This is a genomic window from Micromonospora pisi, from assembly GCF_003633685.1.
In the GTDB taxonomy this organism is placed as follows: domain Bacteria; phylum Actinomycetota; class Actinomycetes; order Mycobacteriales; family Micromonosporaceae; genus Micromonospora_G; species Micromonospora_G pisi.
Window position 1 is genome coordinate 1618710 of the sequence record NZ_RBKT01000001.1, and the last position, 19364, is coordinate 1638073.

Genomic DNA, 19364 nt, shown 5'->3' on the forward strand with positions numbered 1-19364 from the left:
GTCCGCGGGACGCGCCACCACTTCGACGGCGACCTGGCCGGCCGGCTCCCCGGCGGTCAGGTCGCCGTTCTTCGTGCTGCTCCGCGAGTTCCCGGCTGGTCGCGTACCGGGGTGGGAGGCCGGCGCGGACCAGGGAAAAATGTCTGTCACGTATCGAGGATGTTAGGTCTTTCCAACGTCCTGAGTGAACGGTTAGCATCCGGTACCCGAAGCTTCTTCATGTAATGATCCCACCGCGAGGAGGATCAGCATGTACCGACGTGCCCCGTACCGACGGACGACCGCCATCGCCGTCGCGGTCACCACGATCGCCGCCGCGCTCCTCGGCGCTCCGGCCACCGGCGCGCAGGCCGCCCTCGAACCCACTCCCGCCACCTTCGCGAACAGCGCCGCCGCCAACAGCGCCGCCGACCCGAACCGCGCCGGCACCACCAGCTTCGCGGCCGGCGACTACTGCCTCGGCGAGTGCGCGGACATCCTGCCACCGGGTCAGAACGGCAACGCCACCCTGATCGAGGTGCTCGGCAACCAGGCCTTCGGCACCCTGCCCCGGCACTCCGGTGACCAACTCGGCAAGTACGCCGACCTGGTGTACGGCTACGCCGGGCTGCACGAGGACCAGATCGGGAACTTCTTCAACGACGCCTCCTTCGGCGTGCCACCCGGCCAGGCGGAACGGACCTACTCCCCCCGCTCCGACGTCACGATCGTCCGGGACCGGTCCACCGGCGTCCCGCACGTCACCGGCACCACCCGGGGCGGCACCATGTACGGCGCGGGCTACGCCGGCGCCGAGGACCGCCTCTTCACCATGGACCTGCTCCGGCACGTGGGGCGCGGCACGCTCACCCCGTTCGCCGGTGGCGCACCCGGCAACCGGGCGCTGGAGCAGAGCGTCTGGCGCAACTCGCCGTACCGGGACGCGGACCTGGCCGCCCAGGTCGAGGCACTACGCCAGCGTGGGCCCCGGGGCGAGCAGCTCTACCAGGACGTACGCGAGTACATCGACGGGATCAACGCGTACATCGGCGTCTGCGTGGCGGGACGCAACTGTCCCGGCGAGTACGTGCTCACCGGTCACCTGGACGCGATCACGAACGCGGGCGGCCCAGAGCCGTTCCAGATGACCGACCTGATCGCGATCGCCGGTGTGGTCGGCGGGCTCTTCGGCGGCGGTGGCGGCACCGAGATGCAGTCGGCGCTGGTCCGGATCGCCGCCCGGGCCAAGTACGGCACGAGCGAGGGGGACCGGGTCTGGGCCGCGTTCCGGGCCGAGAACGACCCGGAGGCGGTGCTGACGCTGCACGACGGGCAGAGCTTCCCGTACGGCGCCGCCTCGCCGGACGCGCCCAGTGTGGTGCTGCCCGACGCCGGCTCCGCCCGGGTCGAGCCGGTCGTCACCGACCAGACCGGTTCGGCGACCAGCACCACCGGTGGCCCGTCCGAACTCGCCGCCGCCCTCTCCGGACTCACCATCACCCCGGCGAGCCGGGGCATGTCGAACGCGGCCGTGATCTCCGCCGAGCATTCCGCCACCGGGCACCCGGTCGCCGTCTTCGGCCCGCAGACCGGCTACTTCTCCCCGCAACTGCTGATGGTGCAGGAGTTGCAGGGGCCGGGGATCAGCGCCCGGGGCGCCGCCTTCGCCGGGATCAACCTCTACGTGCTGCTCGGCCGGGGACAGGACTACGCCTGGAGCGCCACCTCCTCCAACCAGGACATCACCGACACGTACGCGGTCCCGCTCTGCGCCCCGGACGGCAGCGCGCCGACCCTGGCCAGCAACCACTACCGCTTCCGGGGCCAGTGCCGGCCGATGGAGGAGCTCTCCCACGTCAACTCCTGGACACCGAGCGTGGCGGACGGCACACCGGCCGGCTCGTACCGGCTCGTCGCCTGGCGCACCGCACTCGGGCTGGTCGCCTGGCGGGGCACGGTCGGCGGTCAACCGTACGCGTTCACGTCGCTGCGTTCGACCTACCGGCACGAGGCCGACTCGGCGATCGGTTTCCAGATGTTCAACGACCCGGCCCTGATGGGTTCCACCGCCGGGTTCAAGGACGCGGCGGCCACCATCGGGTACGCGTTCAACTGGTTCTACGTCAACTCCGACTCCTCGGCGTACTTCAACTCCGGCCTCAACCCGGTCCGGGCCGCCGGCGCGAACCCGAACCTGCCGCAGCGGGGCGAGCCGGCGTACGAGTGGGTCGGCTTCGACCCGGCGGCCAACACCGCGACCTACCTGCCGGCCGCCGCACACCCGAACTCGGTCGACCAGGACTACTACGTCAGCTGGAACAACAAGCAGGCCAAGGACTTCGGCGCCGCCGACGGCAACTTCAGCTTCGGCGCGGTGCACCGGGGCGACCTGCTGGACAAGCCGGTACGGGCCGCGCTCGCCGCCGGGCAGAAGTTCGACCGGGCCTCGCTGACCGGTCTGGTGCAGCGCGCCGGGCTGACCGACCTACGCGGCGTCGAGGTGCTCGACGAACTGATCCGGGTGCTGGAGAGCCAGCCGGTCACCGACGCCAACCTGGCGGGTGTGGTGACCCGGTTGAAGAACTGGCGGCAGGCGGGCGCCCTGCGGGTGGAGACGGCCAGCGGATCCAAGGTGTACCAGCACGCGGACGCGATCCGGGTCTTCGACGCCTGGTGGCCGCTGCTGGTCAACGGCCAGTTCAAGGCCCCGCTCGGGGCCGACCTCTACCAGGCGCTGGTGAACGCGCAACAGGTCAACGAGTCCCCCTCCGGCCACCAGCGCGGGGACGTCTCCACCCTGCCGACCTCGGCGAACGAGGCCCAGGCACACAAGGGATCGTCGTTCCAGTACGGCTGGTGGGGCTATGTCGACAAGGACCTGCGCGCGGTCCTCGGCGACCCGGTGCAGGGCGGGCTGGGGCGTACCTACTGCGGCAACGGCAACCTGGCGGCGTGCCGGCAGATCCTGCTCGACACGCTACGCACCGCCGCCGCCCAGCCGGCGACCGTCACCTACCCCGGCGACGCGAGCTGTTCGGCCGGGGACCAGTGGTGCGCGGACGCGATCATCCAGTCGCCGCTGGGCGGGATCAAGCACGCCACGATCGCCTGGCAGAACCGCCCGACGTACCAGCAGGTGGTCTCCTTCCCCGCCGGCCGGGGAGACGACATCTCCAACCTCGCCGCCGGGCGTACGGTGACCGCGTCGAGCACCCAGTCCGGCAACGGAGCCGCCCGTGCGGTCGACGGCGACCTCGGCACCCGTTGGGCGAGTTCCTGGTCGGACAACCAGTGGATCACCGTCGACCTCGGCTCGGTGCGACCGGTCAGCCGGGCGGTGCTGACCTGGGAGGCGGCGTACGCGAGGTCGTACCGGGTGGAGGTGTCGACCGACGGCGCCACCTGGCAACCGGTCTGGTCGACCACCGCCGGCGACGGTGGTACGGACCAGGTCGACTTCACCACCACCTCGGCCCGCTACGTCCGGATGCAGGGCCTCACCCGGGCCACCGGTTTCGGCTTCTCGCTCTGGGAGCTCGAGGTGTACGCGCACTGACACCCGTACGACAAAGGAGAGTGGCCGTCCGCTGCCGGACGGCCACTCTCCTTCTGCACAGGGACCTGCTCAGACGTTGAAACCCAGGGCGCGGAGCTGCTCGCGACCCTCGTCGGTGATCTTGTCCGGGCCCCACGGCGGCAGCCAGACCCAGTTGATCCGGAAGTCGGAGACCAGACCGCCACCGGGACCGGTGGTCAACGCGTTGCGGGTCTGGTCCTCGATCACGTCGGTCAACGGGCAGGCCGCCGAGGTGAGCGTCATGTCCAGGGTGGCGATGTTGTCGTCACCGACGTGCACCCCGTACACCAGGCCCAGGTCGACCACGTTGATGCCCAACTCGGGGTCGACGACGTCCTTCATCGCCTCCTCGATGTCGGCGATGGCGGCCTTGCTGACAGCCGGCGCGCCAGCGCCGGTGTCACCGGCGCCGGTCGCGGCGACCTCGGCCGCACCGGTCGCGCCCACGGTCTCCTCGGAACTCATGCCTTCCAGCACCTCGCTGCGCTCGCTCATGCCTTCACCTCCGGGCTCACGCCCACACCGGCGCGTACCGCGGCGTCCTTGAACGCCATCCACGGCAGCAGCGCACATTTCACCCGGCCCGGGTAGCGGGCGACACCGGCAAAAGCCACCCCGTCGCCCAGCACCTCCTCGTCCGGCGTCACCAGCCCGCGGCCGGAGACCAACTCGACGAAGGCCGTGTGAACGGCGAACGCCTCGTCGGCACCCCGACCATTGAGCAGTTCGTGCAGCACACTCGCCGAGGCCTGGCTGATCGAACAGCCCATGCCGTCGTACGAGATGTCGGAGAGCACGTTCCGCGCCACCGCCACCCGCATCGTCACCTCGTCACCACAGGTCGGGTTGACGTGGTGCGCCTCGGCGACCTGGCCGGACTTGTCGGCCGGGTCGCGCAATCCGCGACCGTGCGGGTGCTTGTAATGATCCAGGATGATCTCCTGGTAGAGCTGGTCGAGTTGCATCAGCCAAATACCTTTCGCACCTGCTCAAGGGCAGCCACCATCGCGTCGATCTCGGCGGTGGTGGTGTACAGGTAGAACGAGGCGCGGGTCGTCGCCGGTACGCCGTACCGGACACAGACCGGACGGGCGCAGTGGTGGCCGACGCGCACCTGCACCCCCTGGTCGTCCAGCACCTGCCCGACGTCGTGCGGGTGCACACCGTCGAGCGCGAACGAGATCGTGCCACCGCGGCCGATCGGCACCACCGGCCCGAAGATCCGCAGCCCGGGTACGGTCCCGAGCGCGTCCAACGCGTACGCGGTGAGCTGCTTCTCGTGCCACTGGATCGCGCGCATGCCGATCCCGGTCAGGTAGTCCACCGCCGCGCCGAGCGCCACCGCCTCGGCGATCGGCGGCGTTCCCGCCTCGAACCGGGCCGGTGGCTGCGCGAAGGTCGAACCCGCCATGGTCACGGTTTCGATCATCGAACCGCCGCCGAGCACCGGCGGCATCGCCGCGAGCAGCTCGGCCCGACCCCAGAGCACGCCGATCCCGGTCGGCGCGCACATCTTGTGCCCGGTGAACGCGATGAAGTCGACGTCCAGGTCGACCACGTCGACCGGGATGTGCGGTGCCGACTGCGAGCAGTCGAGCATCAGCAGTGCGCCGACCTCACGCACCCGTGCGGTGATCCGCGCGGTGGCGTTGACCGTGCCGAGGATGTTCGAGACGTGCACCAACGAGACGAGCTTGGTCCGCTCGTTGATCAGCTCGTCCACCTCGGACTCGTCCAGCCGCCCACCCTCGGTGAGCTTGAACCAGCGCAGCGTGGCGCCGGTCCGCTCACAGAGCAACTGCCACGGAACGATGTTGGAGTGGTGCTCCATCTCGGAGATGACCACCTCGTCACCGGGGCCGAGGCGGAACCGGGGGTCACCGGCCGCACTGGTGGAGGCGTTCGAGAAGGCGTACGCGACCAGGTTGATCGCCTCGGTGGAGTTCTTGGTGAAGACCACCTCGTCCACGCTGGGCGCGTTGATGAACGCGGCGACCTTCGCCCGCGCCCCCTCGTACGCCTCCGTCGCCTCGGTGCCGAGCGTGTGCACCGATCGGGAGACGTTGCCGTTGTGCCGCTCGTAGTGCTGGCGCAGGACGTCGAGAACCTGCCGGGGTTTCTGCGAGGTGTTCGCGCTGTCCAGGTAGACCAGCGGGTGCCCGTTGACTTCCCGACCGAGGATCGGGAAGTCCGCGCGCACCTTGTCCACGTCGAAGCGCGGCACGTCGTCGTACTGCGGCATGCCCGGCGGGATCGCGATCGTGGTCATCTCTGGCAGCTTTCTCTTCTCAGGCGCGGGCTGCGCCGGCTCCGGCGACGTACCGCTCGTAACCCTCGGCCTCGAGCTTCTCGGAGAGTTCCGAGCCGCCCTGCTCGACGATCTTGCCGCCGACGAAGACGTGCACGAAGTCCGGCTTGATGTAGCGCAGGATCCGGGTGTAGTGGGTGATCAGCAGCAGCCCGGTCTGGCCGGTGTCGCGGACCCGGTTGACGCCCTCGCTGACCACACGGAGCGCGTCGATGTCGAGACCCGAGTCGGTCTCGTCGAGGATCGCCACCTTCGGCTTGAGCAGTTCGAGCTGCACGATCTCGTGCCGCTTCTTCTCACCGCCGGAGAAGCCCTCGTTGACGTTGCGCTGGGCGAACGCCGGGTCCATCTGGAGCCGCTCCATCGCGGTCCGCAGCTCGCCGGCCCAGGTACGCAGCTTCGGCGCCTCGCCATCAATCGCGCCCTTGGCGGTACGCAGGAAGTTGGCGACCGAGACGCCGGGAACCTCGACCGGGTACTGCATGGCGAGGAAGAGCCCGGCGCGGGCCCGCTCGTCGACGGTCATCGAGAGCACGTCGACCCCGTCGAGGGTCACCGCACCACCGGTGATCTGGTACTTCGGGTGACCGGCGATCGAGTACGCCAGGGTCGACTTGCCCGAGCCGTTCGGACCCATGATGGCGTGGGTCTCCCCCGCCCGCACGGTCAGGTCGACACCGGCCAGGATCGGCTTCAGCTCACCCTCGGGCAGCTTGACCGACACCTGCAGGTCACGGATCTCCAGAACGCTCACGGGGTAACTCCATTGCTTGGCGTAAGACTGACGAAGACATCACCGTCGCGGACCTCGACGGGATAGACGGGTACGGGTTCGGTGGCGGGCAGGCCGCTCGGCTCACCGGTACGCAGGTCGAAGCGGGAGCCGTGCAGCCAGCACTCCAGCGTGCACCCGTCGAGTTCACCCTCGGAGAGGGCGACCGAGGCGTGCGAGCACTCGTCCCGGATGGCGTAGAAGGCGTCGTCGTCGGCGTGCACCAGAGCGATCTCGGTGCCGTCGACCTCCGCCCGGACCACCGCCCCCTTGGGCAACTCCTCGGCCGCACAGATCCTGATCATCAGGATCCCGCCTTGACCAGCCGGGACTCGATCGTGTCGCCGAGCCGGTCGCGCAGTTCCTCGACCGGGATCTTGTTGATCAGCTCGGCGAAGAAGCCACGGACCACGAGCTTGCGCGCCTCGGCCTCGGGAATGCCCCGGGCCATCAGGTAGAAGAGCTGTTCGTCGTCGAAACGACCGGTCGCGCTGGCGTGGCCGGCGCCGGCCACCTCGCCGGTCTCGATCTCGAGGTTCGGTACGGAGTCCGCCCGCGCCCCGTCCGACAGGACCAGGTTGCGGTTGATCTCGTACGTGTCGGTGCCGGTGGCGGCGGCCTGGATCAGCACGTCGCCGACCCAGACGGTGTGCGCCGCCTCGCCCTGGAGCGCACCCCGGTAGCCGACGTAGCTGCGGCAGTCCGGGACACTGTGGTCGACCAGCTGCCGGTGTTCCAGGTGCTGGCCGGCGTCGGCGAAGTAGAGCCCGTACAGCTCGGCCTCGCCACCCCGCCCGGTGTACTCGACGCTGGTGAACTGCCGCACCAGGTCGCCACCGACGGAGACCTGTACGTGCACCACCTTGGCGTCCCGACCGAGCCGCACCTTCAGGTGCTGTGCGTGCACCGCGTCCGGCGCCCAGTCGACCACCGTCACCAGGGTCAGCTTCGCGCCCTCGGCGACCGTCACCTCGACGTTGTCGGCCAGCGTCACGCTGCCCGAGTGCTCCAGCACCAGGGTGACCTCGGCGAACCGGCCCACCTCGACGAAGGTGTGCCCGTACGTCACCTTCTCCGCACCGGTGCCGACCACCCGTACCACGGCCGGCTCGGCGACCACGGCCTCCGGCGCGACCGAGATCAGGTACGCCTCGGGCGCGGCGCCGTACGCGAGCGCGCTCACCCGGTCGAACGGGGTGAGCACACTGCCGACCCGGGGGTCGTCCCGGGCGATGGTGCTGGTGGTGACGCCGTCGGGCAGCGCACCGACCTCATGGCCGAGCGGTGCGCCGGTGCCGGCGGTGTCACCGGCGAGCGACCGCAGGCGCTTGAGCGGGGTGAACCGCCATTCCTCCTCGAGCCCGGTGAGGGCCGGGAAGTCGGCGACGTCGTACGAGCGGAGCGCCTGCGACTTGGTCGTGGGCGGCGCGAAAGCCTCGGTAGTCATCTCTTCCTTGAGTCTTCTCTGGCGAGAGTCCGGCTGGGGGCGTACGCGGGCGGCGTCAGCCGACCGCGCCCTCCATCTGCAGCTCGATCAGGCGGTTGAGCTCCAGGGCGTACTCCATCGGCAGTTCCTTGGCGATCGGCTCGATGAAGCCACGGACGATCATGGCCATCGCCTCGTCCTCGCTCATGCCCCGGCTCATCAGGTAGAAGAGCTGGTCCTCGCTGACCTTGGAGACGGTCGCCTCGTGCCCCATCGACACGTCGTCCTCGCGGATGTCGACGTACGGGTAGGTGTCCGACCGGGAGATGGTGTCGACCAGCAGCGCGTCGCACTTGACCGTGGACTTGCTGTGGTGCGAACCCTCCATCACCTGGACCAGGCCCCGGTAGGAGGTACGGCCACCGCCACGGGCGATGGACTTGGAGATGATCGTGCTGGAGGTGTGCGGCGCCGCGTGCACCATCTTGGCGCCGGCGTCCTGGTGCTGCCCCTCGCCGGCCATCGCCACCGAGAGCACCTCGCCCTTGGCGTGCTCGCCGACCATCCAGACGGCCGGGTACTTCATGGTGACCTTGGAGCCGATGTTGCCGTCGATCCACTCCATGGTCGCGCCCTCGTGGCAGACGGCGCGCTTGGTGACCAGGTTGTAGACGTTGTTCGACCAGTTCTGGATGGTCGTGTAACGGCAGCGCGCGTTCTTCTTGACGATGATCTCGACGACCGCGCTGTGCAGCGAGTCGGAGGAGTAGATCGGCGCGGTGCAGCCCTCGACGTAGTGCACGTACGCGCCCTCGTCGACGACGATCAGGGTCCGCTCGAACTGACCCATGTTCTCGGTGTTGATCCGGAAGTACGCCTGCAGCGGGATGTCCACCCGGACGCCCTTGGGCACGTAGATGAACGAGCCACCGGACCAGACCGAGGTGTTCAGCGCGGCGAACTTGTTGTCACCGACCGGGATCACGGTGCCGAAGTACTCCTTGAAGAGTTCCTCGTGCTCCTTGAGCGCGGTGTCGGTGTCGAGGAAGAGCACACCCTGCTCCTCCAGATCCTCACGGATCTTGTGGTACACGACCTCGGACTCGTACTGGGCGGCCACACCGGCGATCAGCCGCTGCTTCTCCGCCTCCGGGATGCCCAGCCGGTCGTAGGTGTTCTTGATGTCCTCGGGCAGGTCCTCCCAGCTGGCGGCCTGCTTCTCGGTCGAGCGCACGAAGTACTTGATGTTGTCGAAGTTGATCCCGGTGAGGTCGGCGCCCCAGGACGGCATCGGCTTGCGGCCGAACAGGCGCAGGCCCTTGAGACGCAGGTCGAGCATCCACTGCGGCTCGCTCTTCTTGGCCGAGATGTCCCGCACCACGGCCTCGGACAGACCACGCTGGGCGGTCGCCCCGGCGGTGTCGGTGTCGGCCCAGCCGTATTCGTAGCGGCCCAGGGCAGCGAGGTGCTCCTCCTGGGAGATCGGCTGAACGATCTGCTCGGTCATCTATCTGTCCTCACAGTGGTGGCGGGATTACCGGGTTGGGCACGCCTGGACTGAGCGGGAATGTGCGTGGTGCACACCCCGTCGCCGTGCGCGATGGTGGCCAGACGCTGCACATGGGTGCCGATCAGACGGGAGATGACCGCCGTCTCGGCCTCGCACAGCTGGGGAAACTCTGCGGCCACGTGCGCCACCGGGCAGTGATGCTGGCACAGCTGACCACCGGTGGCGATCGTGGACGCGTTCGCAGCGTAGCCCTCGGCGGTCAGTGCGCCCGCAAGCGCCTCCGCGCGAGCCAGCGGGTCGTCGCCGGCGTCTTCGAGGGCGGCCCGGCAGCGGGCCTCCAGGGCTGCTACCTGCTCCGCGGCAAAGGCGTCGACCGCGCGGGGGCCGCCCTGGCGGGCGATCCAGCGCAGCGCGGCGGTGGCCATGCCGTCGTAGGTGTGGGTGCCGCAGCGCACCTTCGCCGAGTCGGTGAGCATGAACACCCGGGCCGGACGGCCCCGGCCGCGATGGCCGCGCAGGGGTTGCTCGCGGGAGATCACGTCACCGTCGGCGAGCATCGCGTCGAGGTGCCGGCGGATCGCGGCCGGGCTCAGCCCGAGCGCGGTGCCGAGCTCGGCGGCGGTGGACGCCCCGTGGGCCAGCAGCAGGTGGGTGACCCGGTCCCGGGTGCGATCGGCGATCATGGACGTGGCGTGCGCGGACACGGCGGCCTCGGCGGCCGGACCGGCCACCGGGTCGTGCTCAGAGAGCGCCGCCATGTTTTTCACTACGCCAACGTTACGTATTTCCCGAGACGACCGCAAACCGTACTCCGAGTGATCCGGACCACCGGTTTGCCACGGTGCCCGGCGAGGCCCAGCACTACGCTACGTAGGATTACCGCCGTGAACCGATTCGGCCGCCTTCCGGTCAGCCTTCCGCTTCTGCGCCGCCTCGCGCTCGCCTCGGTGGTCGCCAACGTGATCATCGTCGTGACCGGCGGCGCCGTCCGGCTCACGGGCTCCGGCCTCGGCTGCCCCACCTGGCCCCGCTGCACCGACGAGTCGTACACCACCACCTCGGAGATGGGCATCCACGGGGTGATCGAGTTCGGCAACCGTACCCTCACCGGGGCGGTCGGGTTCATCGCGCTCGCCGGGCTGCTCGCCGCGCTGACGTACCGGCCCCGGCGGCGGTCGCTGGTGCTGCTCGCCGGCTCGGTACTGCTCGGCGTCGCGGCCCAGGCGGTGATCGGCGGGATCACCGTACGGATGCAGCTGCACCCCGGGGTGGTCGGCATCCACTTCGTCGTCTCGATGCTGCTGCTGCTCTCCACGTACGCGTTCTGGCGCCGGGTCGACGAGGGCGACGCGCCGGCACGGCTGACCGTACCGCGCCCGATCCGGACCCTGGCCTGGTTCACCACGGCGGTCAGCGGCGCGGTGATCGTGGTCGGTGTGCTGGTCACCGGCAGCGGCCCGCACGCCGGTGACGAGGACGCCGCCCGCAACGGCCTGGACCCGCTGGCGATCTCCCAGTTCCACGCCGACCTGGTGTTCCTGCTCGTCGGCCTCACCGTGGGGCTGCTGCTGGCCCTGCGCGCGGCGAACGCCCCGGCGGTCGCGGTACGCGCCGCGGTGGTGCTGCTCGTGGTCGAGCTGAGCCAGGGGCTGATCGGACTGGTGCAGTACCTGACCCACCTGCCCGCGCTCCTGGTCGGTGCGCACATGCTCGGCGCCTGCCTGGTCTGGCTGGCCACCCTGTCGGTGCTCTGGGCCACCCGGGTACGGCAGCCGGCCGCACCGGCAACCGTCGCCGACCAGGTAGCCGCCTCCACCACGCCCGCCCCCGCCCTCTCCCGCTGACGTCCGGCGCCCGAAGCGCCTCCGTGCGCCCACCATCCCGCACGGCGCACCCCGATTCCCGCGCTTTCACCGAATGAGTGCCCACCCGGGTCCGGGTGGGCACTCACGGGCACAAACCCCCGAGCAGCGCCGGGGAGCGGAAAGGGTCAGGAGAGCCGGGTCAGGATGCCGTCGGCCAGGCGGTCGGCGGCACCGGGGGCGTGGGCGAGGAAGAGGGACGGTTCGGTCAGCTCCAGTTCGACCAGGACCGGGGTGCCGTCCGGACCCGGTATCAGGTCCACCCGCGCATAGAGCAGCCGCTCGGTGGTGCCGCCCGGCAGAGCGGCCAGCACCCGCTCGGCGGTCGCCCGCTCGGCCGTACTCGGTGTACGTGGGGTGATCTTCTCGCTCCGGAAGAGCTCCACCGTCTCCTGGTCCGGACCGGTGAGCATCGCCCCCTTGCGGATCGCGTGGCTGAACCCGAGGCCGTCCGGGCCGGCGAGGAAGAGCAGAGCGGTCTCCCCGACCGTGTCGACGGCGCTCAGGTAGGGCTGCACCATGGCGAGCCGGCCAGCGGCCCCGAGCCGGGCGACGTGTCGCGCGGCGAGCCCGCGCAGGGCCGGGTCGGCGAGGTCGTACCGGCCGGTGTCGAGACTGCCGGCACTGATCGCCGGCTTGATCACGTACTCGCCGCCGGTCGGTGGCCGCCAGGTCGCTCCCGGTTCCACCCACTCGGTCGGCACCGTCGGCACGCCCGCGTCGGCGAGTTCGGCGAGATACCGCTTGTCGGTGTTCCAGCGCACGAGATCGGACGGGTTCGCCAGGCGGGGCACGGTATCGGCCCAGGCGACGAACTCGTCCCGGCGCGACGCGTAGTCCCAGGCCGAGCGGAGCACCACGAGGCGGTACGCGGCCCAGTCGACCCCTGGCGCGTCCCAGACCACCGGTTCGATCCGTACGCCCCGGGCGGCGAGCGGTCCGACCAACAGCCGGTCGTCCGGATCCAACTCCGGCAACTCGGCACAGGTAACGAGTGCGACCCGGGGCTCTCCCCGGGTCGCACGGTAACTCTCGGACAAATTTATCAACGGGCCATTGTGCGTCGAGCCATCGAGCGCCACAGGTCGTTGCTCGGTCGCATCTGGTCCATCAACTCGCGTTCCCATTCGTTCTCTATTGCTACCCCTGCCTTTTCGCAGGCCAGTCGGGCGACATCAGTGCCGTCCGCGAACTGGTCCCCCCACACACCGTCCTCCCCCACCAGGACGATGCGGGCACCGCGCTTGCCGACGTACTCGATGACCGCCTTCGCGCCGCCGTGTCCAGCGGCGAACGTCCGGATGCCGGCGACCAGACCACTCGGGGCTGGCTGCACGGCGGCCTGTTCGCTCGTCAGCGTCGTATCGGAACCATCTGCCATAGGGCGAAGCCTAAGCAGAGGCGCCCTGGAGCGCCTCCCAGTTGTCAGGATTTTGTGATGACAGTTACCTCTCCACTTAAGGAGAAGCACAGGTGGTTTATGCCCATTTATCCGTTATACACGCCGATGATTCGCGGACAAATCAGGACGATTCACGTTTACCCTTGAGTCGAGCCGACTCACCTCGATGCAAGGGCGTTTCCCGACATAAGAGCCCAGATGAGATTCAATCAGCTCGATTTGCCTCAGTTATACTGATCGATTGCCCAGCGGGAACAGCGAGACATCCGGAACCTGACGACACGTGACCACGCCCCCGAGGACGCGGCTGGCTCAGATCAGCGCGTCGAGCGCGACCGCGACGCAGAGAATCGTCAGATAGGTCGTCGACCAGTGGAACAGCCGCATCGGCTTGAGCGGCTCACCCCGCCGGGCCCGCCCCTCGAGACGGTGCGCCTCGAGCAGGAAGACCGCGCCGGTCACCACCGCGGTGATGCCGTAGATCGGGCCGAGGCCGAACTCCGCCCCCGCCGGCCAGGCCGCCAACGACGTGGCCACGGTGAGCCAGGAGAAGATCACGATCTCCAGGTTGACCCGACGGACCGAGGCCACCACCGGCAGCATCGGGATCCCGGCGCGGGCGTAGTCGTCCTTGTACTTGATGGCGAGCGCGTAGAAGTGCGGCATCTGCCAGAAGAAGACCAGCCCGAACAGCGCCCACGCGGCCGGCGCCAGCGACCCGGTGACCGCAGCCCAGCCGATCAGCACCGGTGCCGCCCCGCAGATCCCGCCCCAGAACGTGTTCTGCGACGTGGTCCGCTTGAGCCACATGGTGTAGACGAGGTCGTAGTACGCGATCGCACCCAGGGTGATGGCCGTGGCCAGCCAGTTGGTGAAGACCGCCATCAGGACGACCGACACCACCGCCAACGTCAGGCCGAAGATCAGCGCGTTGCGCGGCGCCACCGTGTGGGTCGGCAACGGACGCCGCTTCGTACGCCGCATCAACTGGTCGATGTCACGGTCGATGTAGCAGTTCAACGCGTTCGCCGCGCCCGCCGCGAGCGAGCCACCGACCAGCACCACGACGATCAGCCAGAGCGATCCCAGCCCCTTTGCCGCGAGCATCATCGCCGGCACGGTCGTGATGAGCAGCAACTCGACGATCCGAGGCTTGGTGAGCGAGACGTACGCCCGGACCACCGCGCCGATGTCACTGCCACGAACGGTCGAACCGGCGGGCACATCTCCCGCTGGAGTTCCGCCAGGGGTGGTGGCGACCGGGCGCTCGGTGATCGTGCTCACGGATTGCCACCTTCCGGCATCGAGGCGGGAGATCGGATTCGGCGGCGACCGGCACGGATCAGCACACCGAGCGACAGCCTACGCGTCGCCCTTTTGGCTGACCGGGCGACCCGTCAAGGGTGCGGGCGGTCACATCTCCATGACGCGCTCGAACATCCGAATCAGCCTGGTCGAGAGTATCGGCATCTGGATCCCCGGGCGCACGTTTAGCCCGGGTCGCTAGGGTCATCCCAGAGGGTTCCGACCACTGCCTAGGAGCACAAACCATCGTGGCTGCCAAACGACCCGCGTCATCTCCGCTGAACTGGTCCGACCTCGACCGTCGGGCCGTCGATACCGTCCGAGTGCTGGCCATGGATGCCGTCGAGAAATCCGGCAACGGTCACCCGGGCACGGCGATGAGCCTCGCGCCCGCCGCGTACCTGCTTTTCAACCGCCTGCTCAAGCACGACCCGTCCGACGCCGCGTGGCCGGGCCGGGACCGCTTCGTGCTCTCCGCCGGACACTCCAGCCTCACCCTCTACATCCAGCTGTACCTCAGCGGATACGGCCTGAGCCTGGACGACCTGAAGTCGCTGCGCCAGTGGGGATCACTCACCCCGGGCCACCCCGAGCACGGTCACACCGTCGGCGTCGAGACCACCACCGGGCCGCTGGGTCAGGGGCTGGGCAACGCGGTCGGGATGGCGATGGCCGCGCGGCGTGAGCGGGGCCTGCTCGACCCCGACGCCGAGCCCGGTCAGTCCGTCTTCGACCACCACATCTGGTGCATCGCCTCGGACGGCGACATCGAAGAGGGCATCAGCCACGAGGCGAGCGCCCTGGCCGCGCACCAGAAGCTCGGCAACCTCGTGCTGATCTACGACGACAACGAGATCTCCATCGAGGACGACACCCGGATCGCGAAGAGCGAGGACGTCGCCGCCCGGTACGCCGCGTACGGCTGGCACGTGCAGACCGTCGACTGGCGGGCCGGCGACGCCGACCAGGGCGACTACCACGAGGACGTGGAGGCGCTCTACGCGGCGCTGAACGCCGCCAAGGAGGTCACCGACCGGCCGTCGTTCATCGCGCTGCGCACCATCATCGGCTGGCCCGCGCCGAACAAGAAGAACACCGGCAAGATCCACGGCTCCGCGCTCGGTGCCGACGAGACCGCCGCGACCAAGAAGATCCTCGGCTTCGACCCGGCGCAGAGCTTCGCCGTCGACCCGGAGGTGCTGGCCCACGCCCGCGGCACGCTGGAGCGCGGTCAGGCGGCGCACGCCGAGTGGAACAAGGCGTACCAGGCGTGGTCGGAGGCGAACCCGGAGCGCAAGGCGCTGCACGACCGGCTCTCCACCCGTACGCTGCCGGCCGGCTGGACCGACGCGCTGCCGACCTGGCCGGCGGACGCCAAGGGCGTCGCCACCCGGGCCGCCTCGGGCAAGGTACTGGAGGCGCTCGCCCCGGTGCTGCCCGAACTCTGGGGCGGTTCGGCCGACCTGGCCGAGAGCAACAACACCACGATGAAGGGCGAGCCGTCGTTCATCCCGGCCGAGTACGCGACCAAGGACTTCCCCGGTCACGAGTACGGCCGGACGCTGCACTTCGGCATCCGTGAGCACGCCATGGGGGCGATCCTCAACGGCATCGCGCTGCACGGCGGCACCCGCCCCTACGGCGGCACGTTCCTCGTCTTCAGCGACTACATGCGCCCGTCGGTCCGGCTCGCCGCGCTGATGAAGCTGCCGGTGGTCTACGTCTGGACGCACGACTCGATCGGCCTCGGCGAGGACGGCCCGACCCACCAGCCGGTCGAGCACCTCTCCGCGCTGCGCGCCATCCCCGGCCTCGACGTGATCCGGCCGGCCGACGCCAACGAGACCGCGTGGGCCTGGCGGCAGGCGCTCACCAACACCGACCGGCCGGCCGCGCTGGCGCTCAGCCGGCAGCCGCTGCCGACGGTCGACCGTGAGACGCTCGCCTCCGCCGAGGGGGTGGCCAAGGGCGGTTACGTCCTGGCCGAGGCGTCCACCGCGCAGCCCGCGGTGATCCTCATCGGAACCGGCTCCGAGGTGCAGCTCTGCCTCACCGCCCGGGACCGCCTCGAAGCCGCCGGCACGCCCACCCGGGTCGTGTCGATGCCCTGCCAGGAGTGGTTCCGGGAGCAGGACTCGGCGTACCGCGAGTCGGTGCTGCCGCGTGGCGTACGCGCCCGGGTCAGCGTCGAGGCCGGCATCGGCATGTCCTGGCGGGACCTGGTCGGTGAGCTGGGCGAGACGGTGAGCCTGGAGCACTACGGCGCCAGCGCCCCGCACACCGTGCTTTTCGAGCAGTTCGGCTTTACTCCCGACCACGTCGTCGCCGCCGCTCACGCGTCGCTGGCGAAGGTCGGCGAGATCACTGGCTCCACCACCGGTAACTGAGAGAAGGTCAGCACATGACGGACAGGTTGGGTGAGCTCAGCGCGGCGGGCGTCGCGGTCTGGCTCGATGATCTATCAAGGGTGCGGCTCAGCTCCGGCGGGCTGGACCAGCTCCGCCGGGAGAAGCACATGGTCGGTGTCACCACGAACCCGACCATCTTCGCCAAGGCACTGAGCGACGCGGACGAGTACAACTGGCAGCTGCGTGACCTCGCCCTGCGCGGCGTGGCCGTGGAAGAGGCCGTACGGATGCTCACCACGTACGACGTGCGCTGGGCGACCGACGTGATGCGGCCCGCGTACGACAGCTCGGACGGCGTCGACGGCCGGGTGTCGATCGAGGTCGACCCGCGGCTGGCGTACGAGACCGAGAAGACCGTGGCCGAGGCGAAGTCGCTCTGGTGGCTGGTCGACCGGCCGAACCTCTACATCAAGATCCCGGCGACCGAGGCCGGCCTGCCGGCGATCACCGCCACCCTCGCCGAGGGGATCAGCGTGAACGTGACGCTGATCTTCGGTCTCGACCGCTACTCGCAGGTGATGGAGGCCTTCCTCGCCGGCCTGGAGCAGGCGAAGGCGAACGGGCACGACCTTTCCAAGATCGGGTCGGTCGCCTCCTTCTTCGTCTCCCGGGTCGACTCCGAGATCGACAAGCGGCTCGAGAAGATCGGCTCCGCCGAGGCGAAGGCGCTCAAGGGCAAGGCCGCGGTGGCCAACGCCCAGCTCGCCTACGAGCGCTACGCGGAGGTCTTCTCCACCGACCGGTGGCGCGCGCTCGCCGACGCGGGTGCCCACCCGCAGCGCCCGCTCTGGGCCTCCACCTCGACGAAGAACCCGGACTACCGTGACACGATCTACGTCGAGGAGCTGATCGCTCCCGGTACGGTCAACACCATGCCGGAGTCGGTCATCCACGCGTACGCGGACCACGGCGAGACCCGGGGCGACACCATCACCGGCTCGTACGAGGCCGCCCGGAAGGTCCTCGCCGACCTGATCGCGGTCGGCGTCGACTTCGACGACGTGATCAACACGCTGGAGCGCGAGGGCGTCGAGAAGTTCGAGGCCAGCTGGGAAGAGCTGCTCGACGGCGTACGCAAGTCCCTCGCCGCGGCGGCCACCGGAGCCAACCACCCCAACCAGGCGGCCCAGGGCAACGCCGCAGCCGCCCAGCAGGCGGGGGGCAACGCGTGACCCAGGACCTGGGGAGCGCCGAGGCGGCGGCCGGACTCACGGTCTACGGCGCGGAGGCCATCGACGCCTCCGCGCCCGGCTCGACCCGCACCGCCCTGGTCGCCGACGACGCTCCCCGCCGGCTGGCGGGCAAGGACGCCACGCTCTGGGGGCCGGACGCCGAGGCCGAGGCCTCCGTCCGGCTCGGCTGGGTGGACACCCACCAGCGCAGCCGCGAACTCCTCCCCCAGCTCGCCGAGCTCAAGGCCGAACTGGTCGACCTCGACCACGTGGTGCTGGCCGGCATGGGCGGCTCGTCACTGGCCCCCGAGGTGATCACCCGTACCCTCGGCAAGCCGCTGACCGTACTCGACACCACCGACCCCGGTCAGGTCCGCGCCGCCCTCGGCGACCGACTGCTCCAGACCGTCGTCGTGGTCGCCAGCAAGTCCGGCTCGACGGTGGAGACCGACAGCCACCGCCGGGCGTACTGGCAGGCGTTCCTCGACGCGGGGCTGACCGAGGCGGAGGCCGGCCGGCACTTCGTGATCGTCACCGACCCCGGCTCGCCGCTGGTCGAGACCGCCAACGAGATGGGCGCCTTCGTGCTCCTCGCCGACCCCAACGTCGGCGGCCGGTACTCGGCGCTCACCGCGTTCGGACTCGTCCCGTCGGCACTGGCCGGGGTAGAGGTGGCCGAGCTGCTCGACCAGGCCGAGGAGTTCTCCGCCGCTCTCGGCGGGGACAAGGACAACCCGGCGCTCGCGCTCGGTGCCGCACTCGGCACCGCCGCCACCGGGGGCCGGGACAAGGTCGCGCTGATCTCCGACGGCACCGGCATCGAGGGACTCGGCGACTGGGCCGAGCAGCTCATCGCCGAGTCGACCGGCAAGGGCGGCGTCGGCATCCTGCCCGTGGTGATCGAATCGCCGCAGGCGCCCGGCGCCACCGGCGCGGACGTGCTCACCGTGACCTACGGCGGGGCGCTCGCCCCGGGGGCCAACCCCGGCGGCGGGATCGCACCCCAGCTGGCCGTGAACGGCCCGCTCGGCGCGCAGTTCCTGGCCTGGGAGTACGCGACCGCGCTGGCCGGGGTGGTGCTCGGCATCGACCCGTTCGACCAGCCGAACGTCACCGAGTCCAAGGAGAACACCAACCGGCTGCTCGCGGGCGGCCTGCCGGACGAAACACCGTCCTTCACCACCGGCGCGGTCGAGGTCTACGCCCCCGCCGGTGCCCCGGGCGACCTGACCGGCGTGCTCCGCTGGCTGACCGACGGGCTCGGCCCGGACGGCTACCTGGCCGCCATGGCGTACCTCGACCGGTTCGGCGACGCCGGCGCGGCCGAGCTGCGCCCGCTGCTCGCCGAGGTCTCCGGACGCCCGGTCACCTTCGGCTGGGGACCCCGGTTCCTGCACTCCACCGGCCAGTACCACAAGGGCGGCCCACAGGTCGGCTCGTACCTGCAGATCACCGGCGCGGTCGCCGACGACCTGCCGGTGCCGGGCAAGCCGTACACCTTCGGCGAGTTGCAGGCGGCCCAGGCGGCCGGCGACCGGCAGGCCCTGGCCGGCCGGAAGCGGCCGGTGCTCCGGCTGCACCTGACCGACCGGGCGGCCGGTGTGGCGCAACTGCTCGACGCGGTCCGAGAGCTGCGGGGCTGA

16 protein-coding genes are annotated in these 19364 nt (G+C 70.0%); 5 read left to right on the top strand and 11 right to left on the bottom strand.

Annotation, left to right across the window (positions count from 1 at the left end):
• Positions 1-250: 250 nt before the first annotated feature.
• Positions 251-3535 carry a penicillin acylase family protein gene (locus BDK92_RS06125; RefSeq protein WP_211349104.1) on the top strand — a complete coding sequence of 1095 codons (3285 nt, stop codon included), beginning with the start codon at positions 251-253 and terminating at the stop codon, positions 3533-3535.
• 69 nt (positions 3536-3604) lie between these two features.
• On the opposite strand, the gene BDK92_RS06130 is transcribed toward BDK92_RS06125, so the two are convergent.
• From BDK92_RS06130 to BDK92_RS06165, 8 genes are read right to left on the bottom strand one after another with little or no spacing between them, the layout of a single operon-like run.
• On the bottom strand, positions 3605-4021 hold the full coding sequence (locus BDK92_RS06130) for a metal-sulfur cluster assembly factor (protein ID WP_121161711.1): 417 nt from the start codon (positions 4019-4021) through the stop codon (positions 3605-3607).
• A 26-nt stretch (positions 4022-4047) separates the two neighbouring features.
• Positions 4048-4521 (bottom strand): Fe-S cluster assembly sulfur transfer protein SufU, encoded by a 474-nt coding sequence (gene sufU, locus BDK92_RS06135; RefSeq protein WP_121155394.1) that lies wholly within the window; start codon positions 4519-4521, stop codon positions 4048-4050.
• Positions 4521-5825 carry a cysteine desulfurase gene (locus BDK92_RS06140; protein WP_121155396.1) on the bottom strand — a complete coding sequence of 435 codons (1305 nt, stop codon included), beginning with the start codon at positions 5823-5825 and terminating at the stop codon, positions 4521-4523. The genes sufU and BDK92_RS06140 overlap by 1 nt, the downstream gene beginning before the upstream one ends.
• A gap of 19 nt (positions 5826-5844) precedes the next feature.
• Positions 5845-6618 carry a Fe-S cluster assembly ATPase SufC gene (gene sufC, locus BDK92_RS06145; protein ID WP_121155398.1) on the bottom strand — a complete coding sequence of 258 codons (774 nt, stop codon included), beginning with the start codon at positions 6616-6618 and terminating at the stop codon, positions 5845-5847.
• Positions 6615-6941, bottom strand: a complete 327-nt coding sequence (locus tag BDK92_RS06150) for a non-heme iron oxygenase ferredoxin subunit (protein WP_121155400.1) — start codon at positions 6939-6941, stop codon at positions 6615-6617. The genes sufC and BDK92_RS06150 overlap by 4 nt, the downstream gene beginning before the upstream one ends.
• Positions 6941-8083, bottom strand: a complete 1143-nt coding sequence (gene sufD / locus BDK92_RS06155) for a Fe-S cluster assembly protein SufD (RefSeq protein ID WP_121155402.1) — start codon at positions 8081-8083, stop codon at positions 6941-6943. The genes BDK92_RS06150 and sufD overlap by 1 nt, the downstream gene beginning before the upstream one ends.
• A gap of 55 nt (positions 8084-8138) precedes the next feature.
• Entirely contained in the window at positions 8139-9569 is a 1431-nt protein-coding gene (gene sufB / locus BDK92_RS06160; protein ID WP_121155404.1) for a Fe-S cluster assembly protein SufB, read from the bottom strand.
• On the bottom strand, positions 9566-10339 hold the full coding sequence (locus tag BDK92_RS06165) for a helix-turn-helix transcriptional regulator (RefSeq protein WP_425462212.1): 774 nt from the start codon (positions 10337-10339) through the stop codon (positions 9566-9568). Before BDK92_RS06165 ends, sufB begins: the two co-directional genes overlap by 4 nt.
• 117 nt (positions 10340-10456) lie before the next feature.
• Between BDK92_RS06165 and BDK92_RS06170 the strand changes: the two genes are divergently transcribed.
• Positions 10457-11416, top strand: a complete 960-nt coding sequence (locus tag BDK92_RS06170) for a COX15/CtaA family protein (RefSeq protein WP_211349105.1) — start codon at positions 10457-10459, stop codon at positions 11414-11416.
• A 146-nt stretch (positions 11417-11562) separates the two neighbouring features.
• Here BDK92_RS06170 and BDK92_RS06175 read toward each other — a convergent pair whose 3' ends face one another.
• From BDK92_RS06175 to BDK92_RS06185, 3 genes are all read right to left on the bottom strand, one after another.
• Positions 11563-12474: an ATP-grasp domain-containing protein gene (locus BDK92_RS06175; protein WP_121155410.1), complete on the bottom strand. Its 912-nt coding sequence runs from the start codon at positions 12472-12474 to the stop codon at positions 11563-11565.
• Positions 12475-12479: 5 nt separating this feature from the next.
• Entirely contained in the window at positions 12480-12815 is a 336-nt protein-coding gene (locus tag BDK92_RS06180; RefSeq protein WP_121155412.1) for a hypothetical protein, read from the bottom strand.
• A 333-nt stretch (positions 12816-13148) separates the two neighbouring features.
• Positions 13149-14120, bottom strand: coding sequence for a heme o synthase (locus tag BDK92_RS06185; protein ID WP_121155414.1), 972 nt, complete (start codon positions 14118-14120; stop codon positions 13149-13151).
• A gap of 269 nt (positions 14121-14389) precedes the next feature.
• On the opposite strand from BDK92_RS06185, the gene tkt reads away from it, so the two are divergent.
• The 3 genes from tkt to BDK92_RS06200 are packed head-to-tail and all read left to right on the top strand — an operon-like array spanning position 14390 to position 19364.
• Complete coding sequence (tkt, locus tag BDK92_RS06190; protein ID WP_121155416.1) at positions 14390-16528, top strand: transketolase; 2139 nt, start codon at positions 14390-14392, stop codon at positions 16526-16528.
• Between the two features lie 14 nt (positions 16529-16542).
• Positions 16543-17721 (top strand): transaldolase, encoded by a 1179-nt coding sequence (gene tal, locus BDK92_RS06195; protein WP_121155418.1) that lies wholly within the window; start codon positions 16543-16545, stop codon positions 17719-17721.
• Positions 17718-19364: a glucose-6-phosphate isomerase gene (locus BDK92_RS06200; RefSeq protein ID WP_121155420.1), complete on the top strand. Its 1647-nt coding sequence runs from the start codon at positions 17718-17720 to the stop codon at positions 19362-19364. The genes tal and BDK92_RS06200 overlap by 4 nt, the downstream gene beginning before the upstream one ends.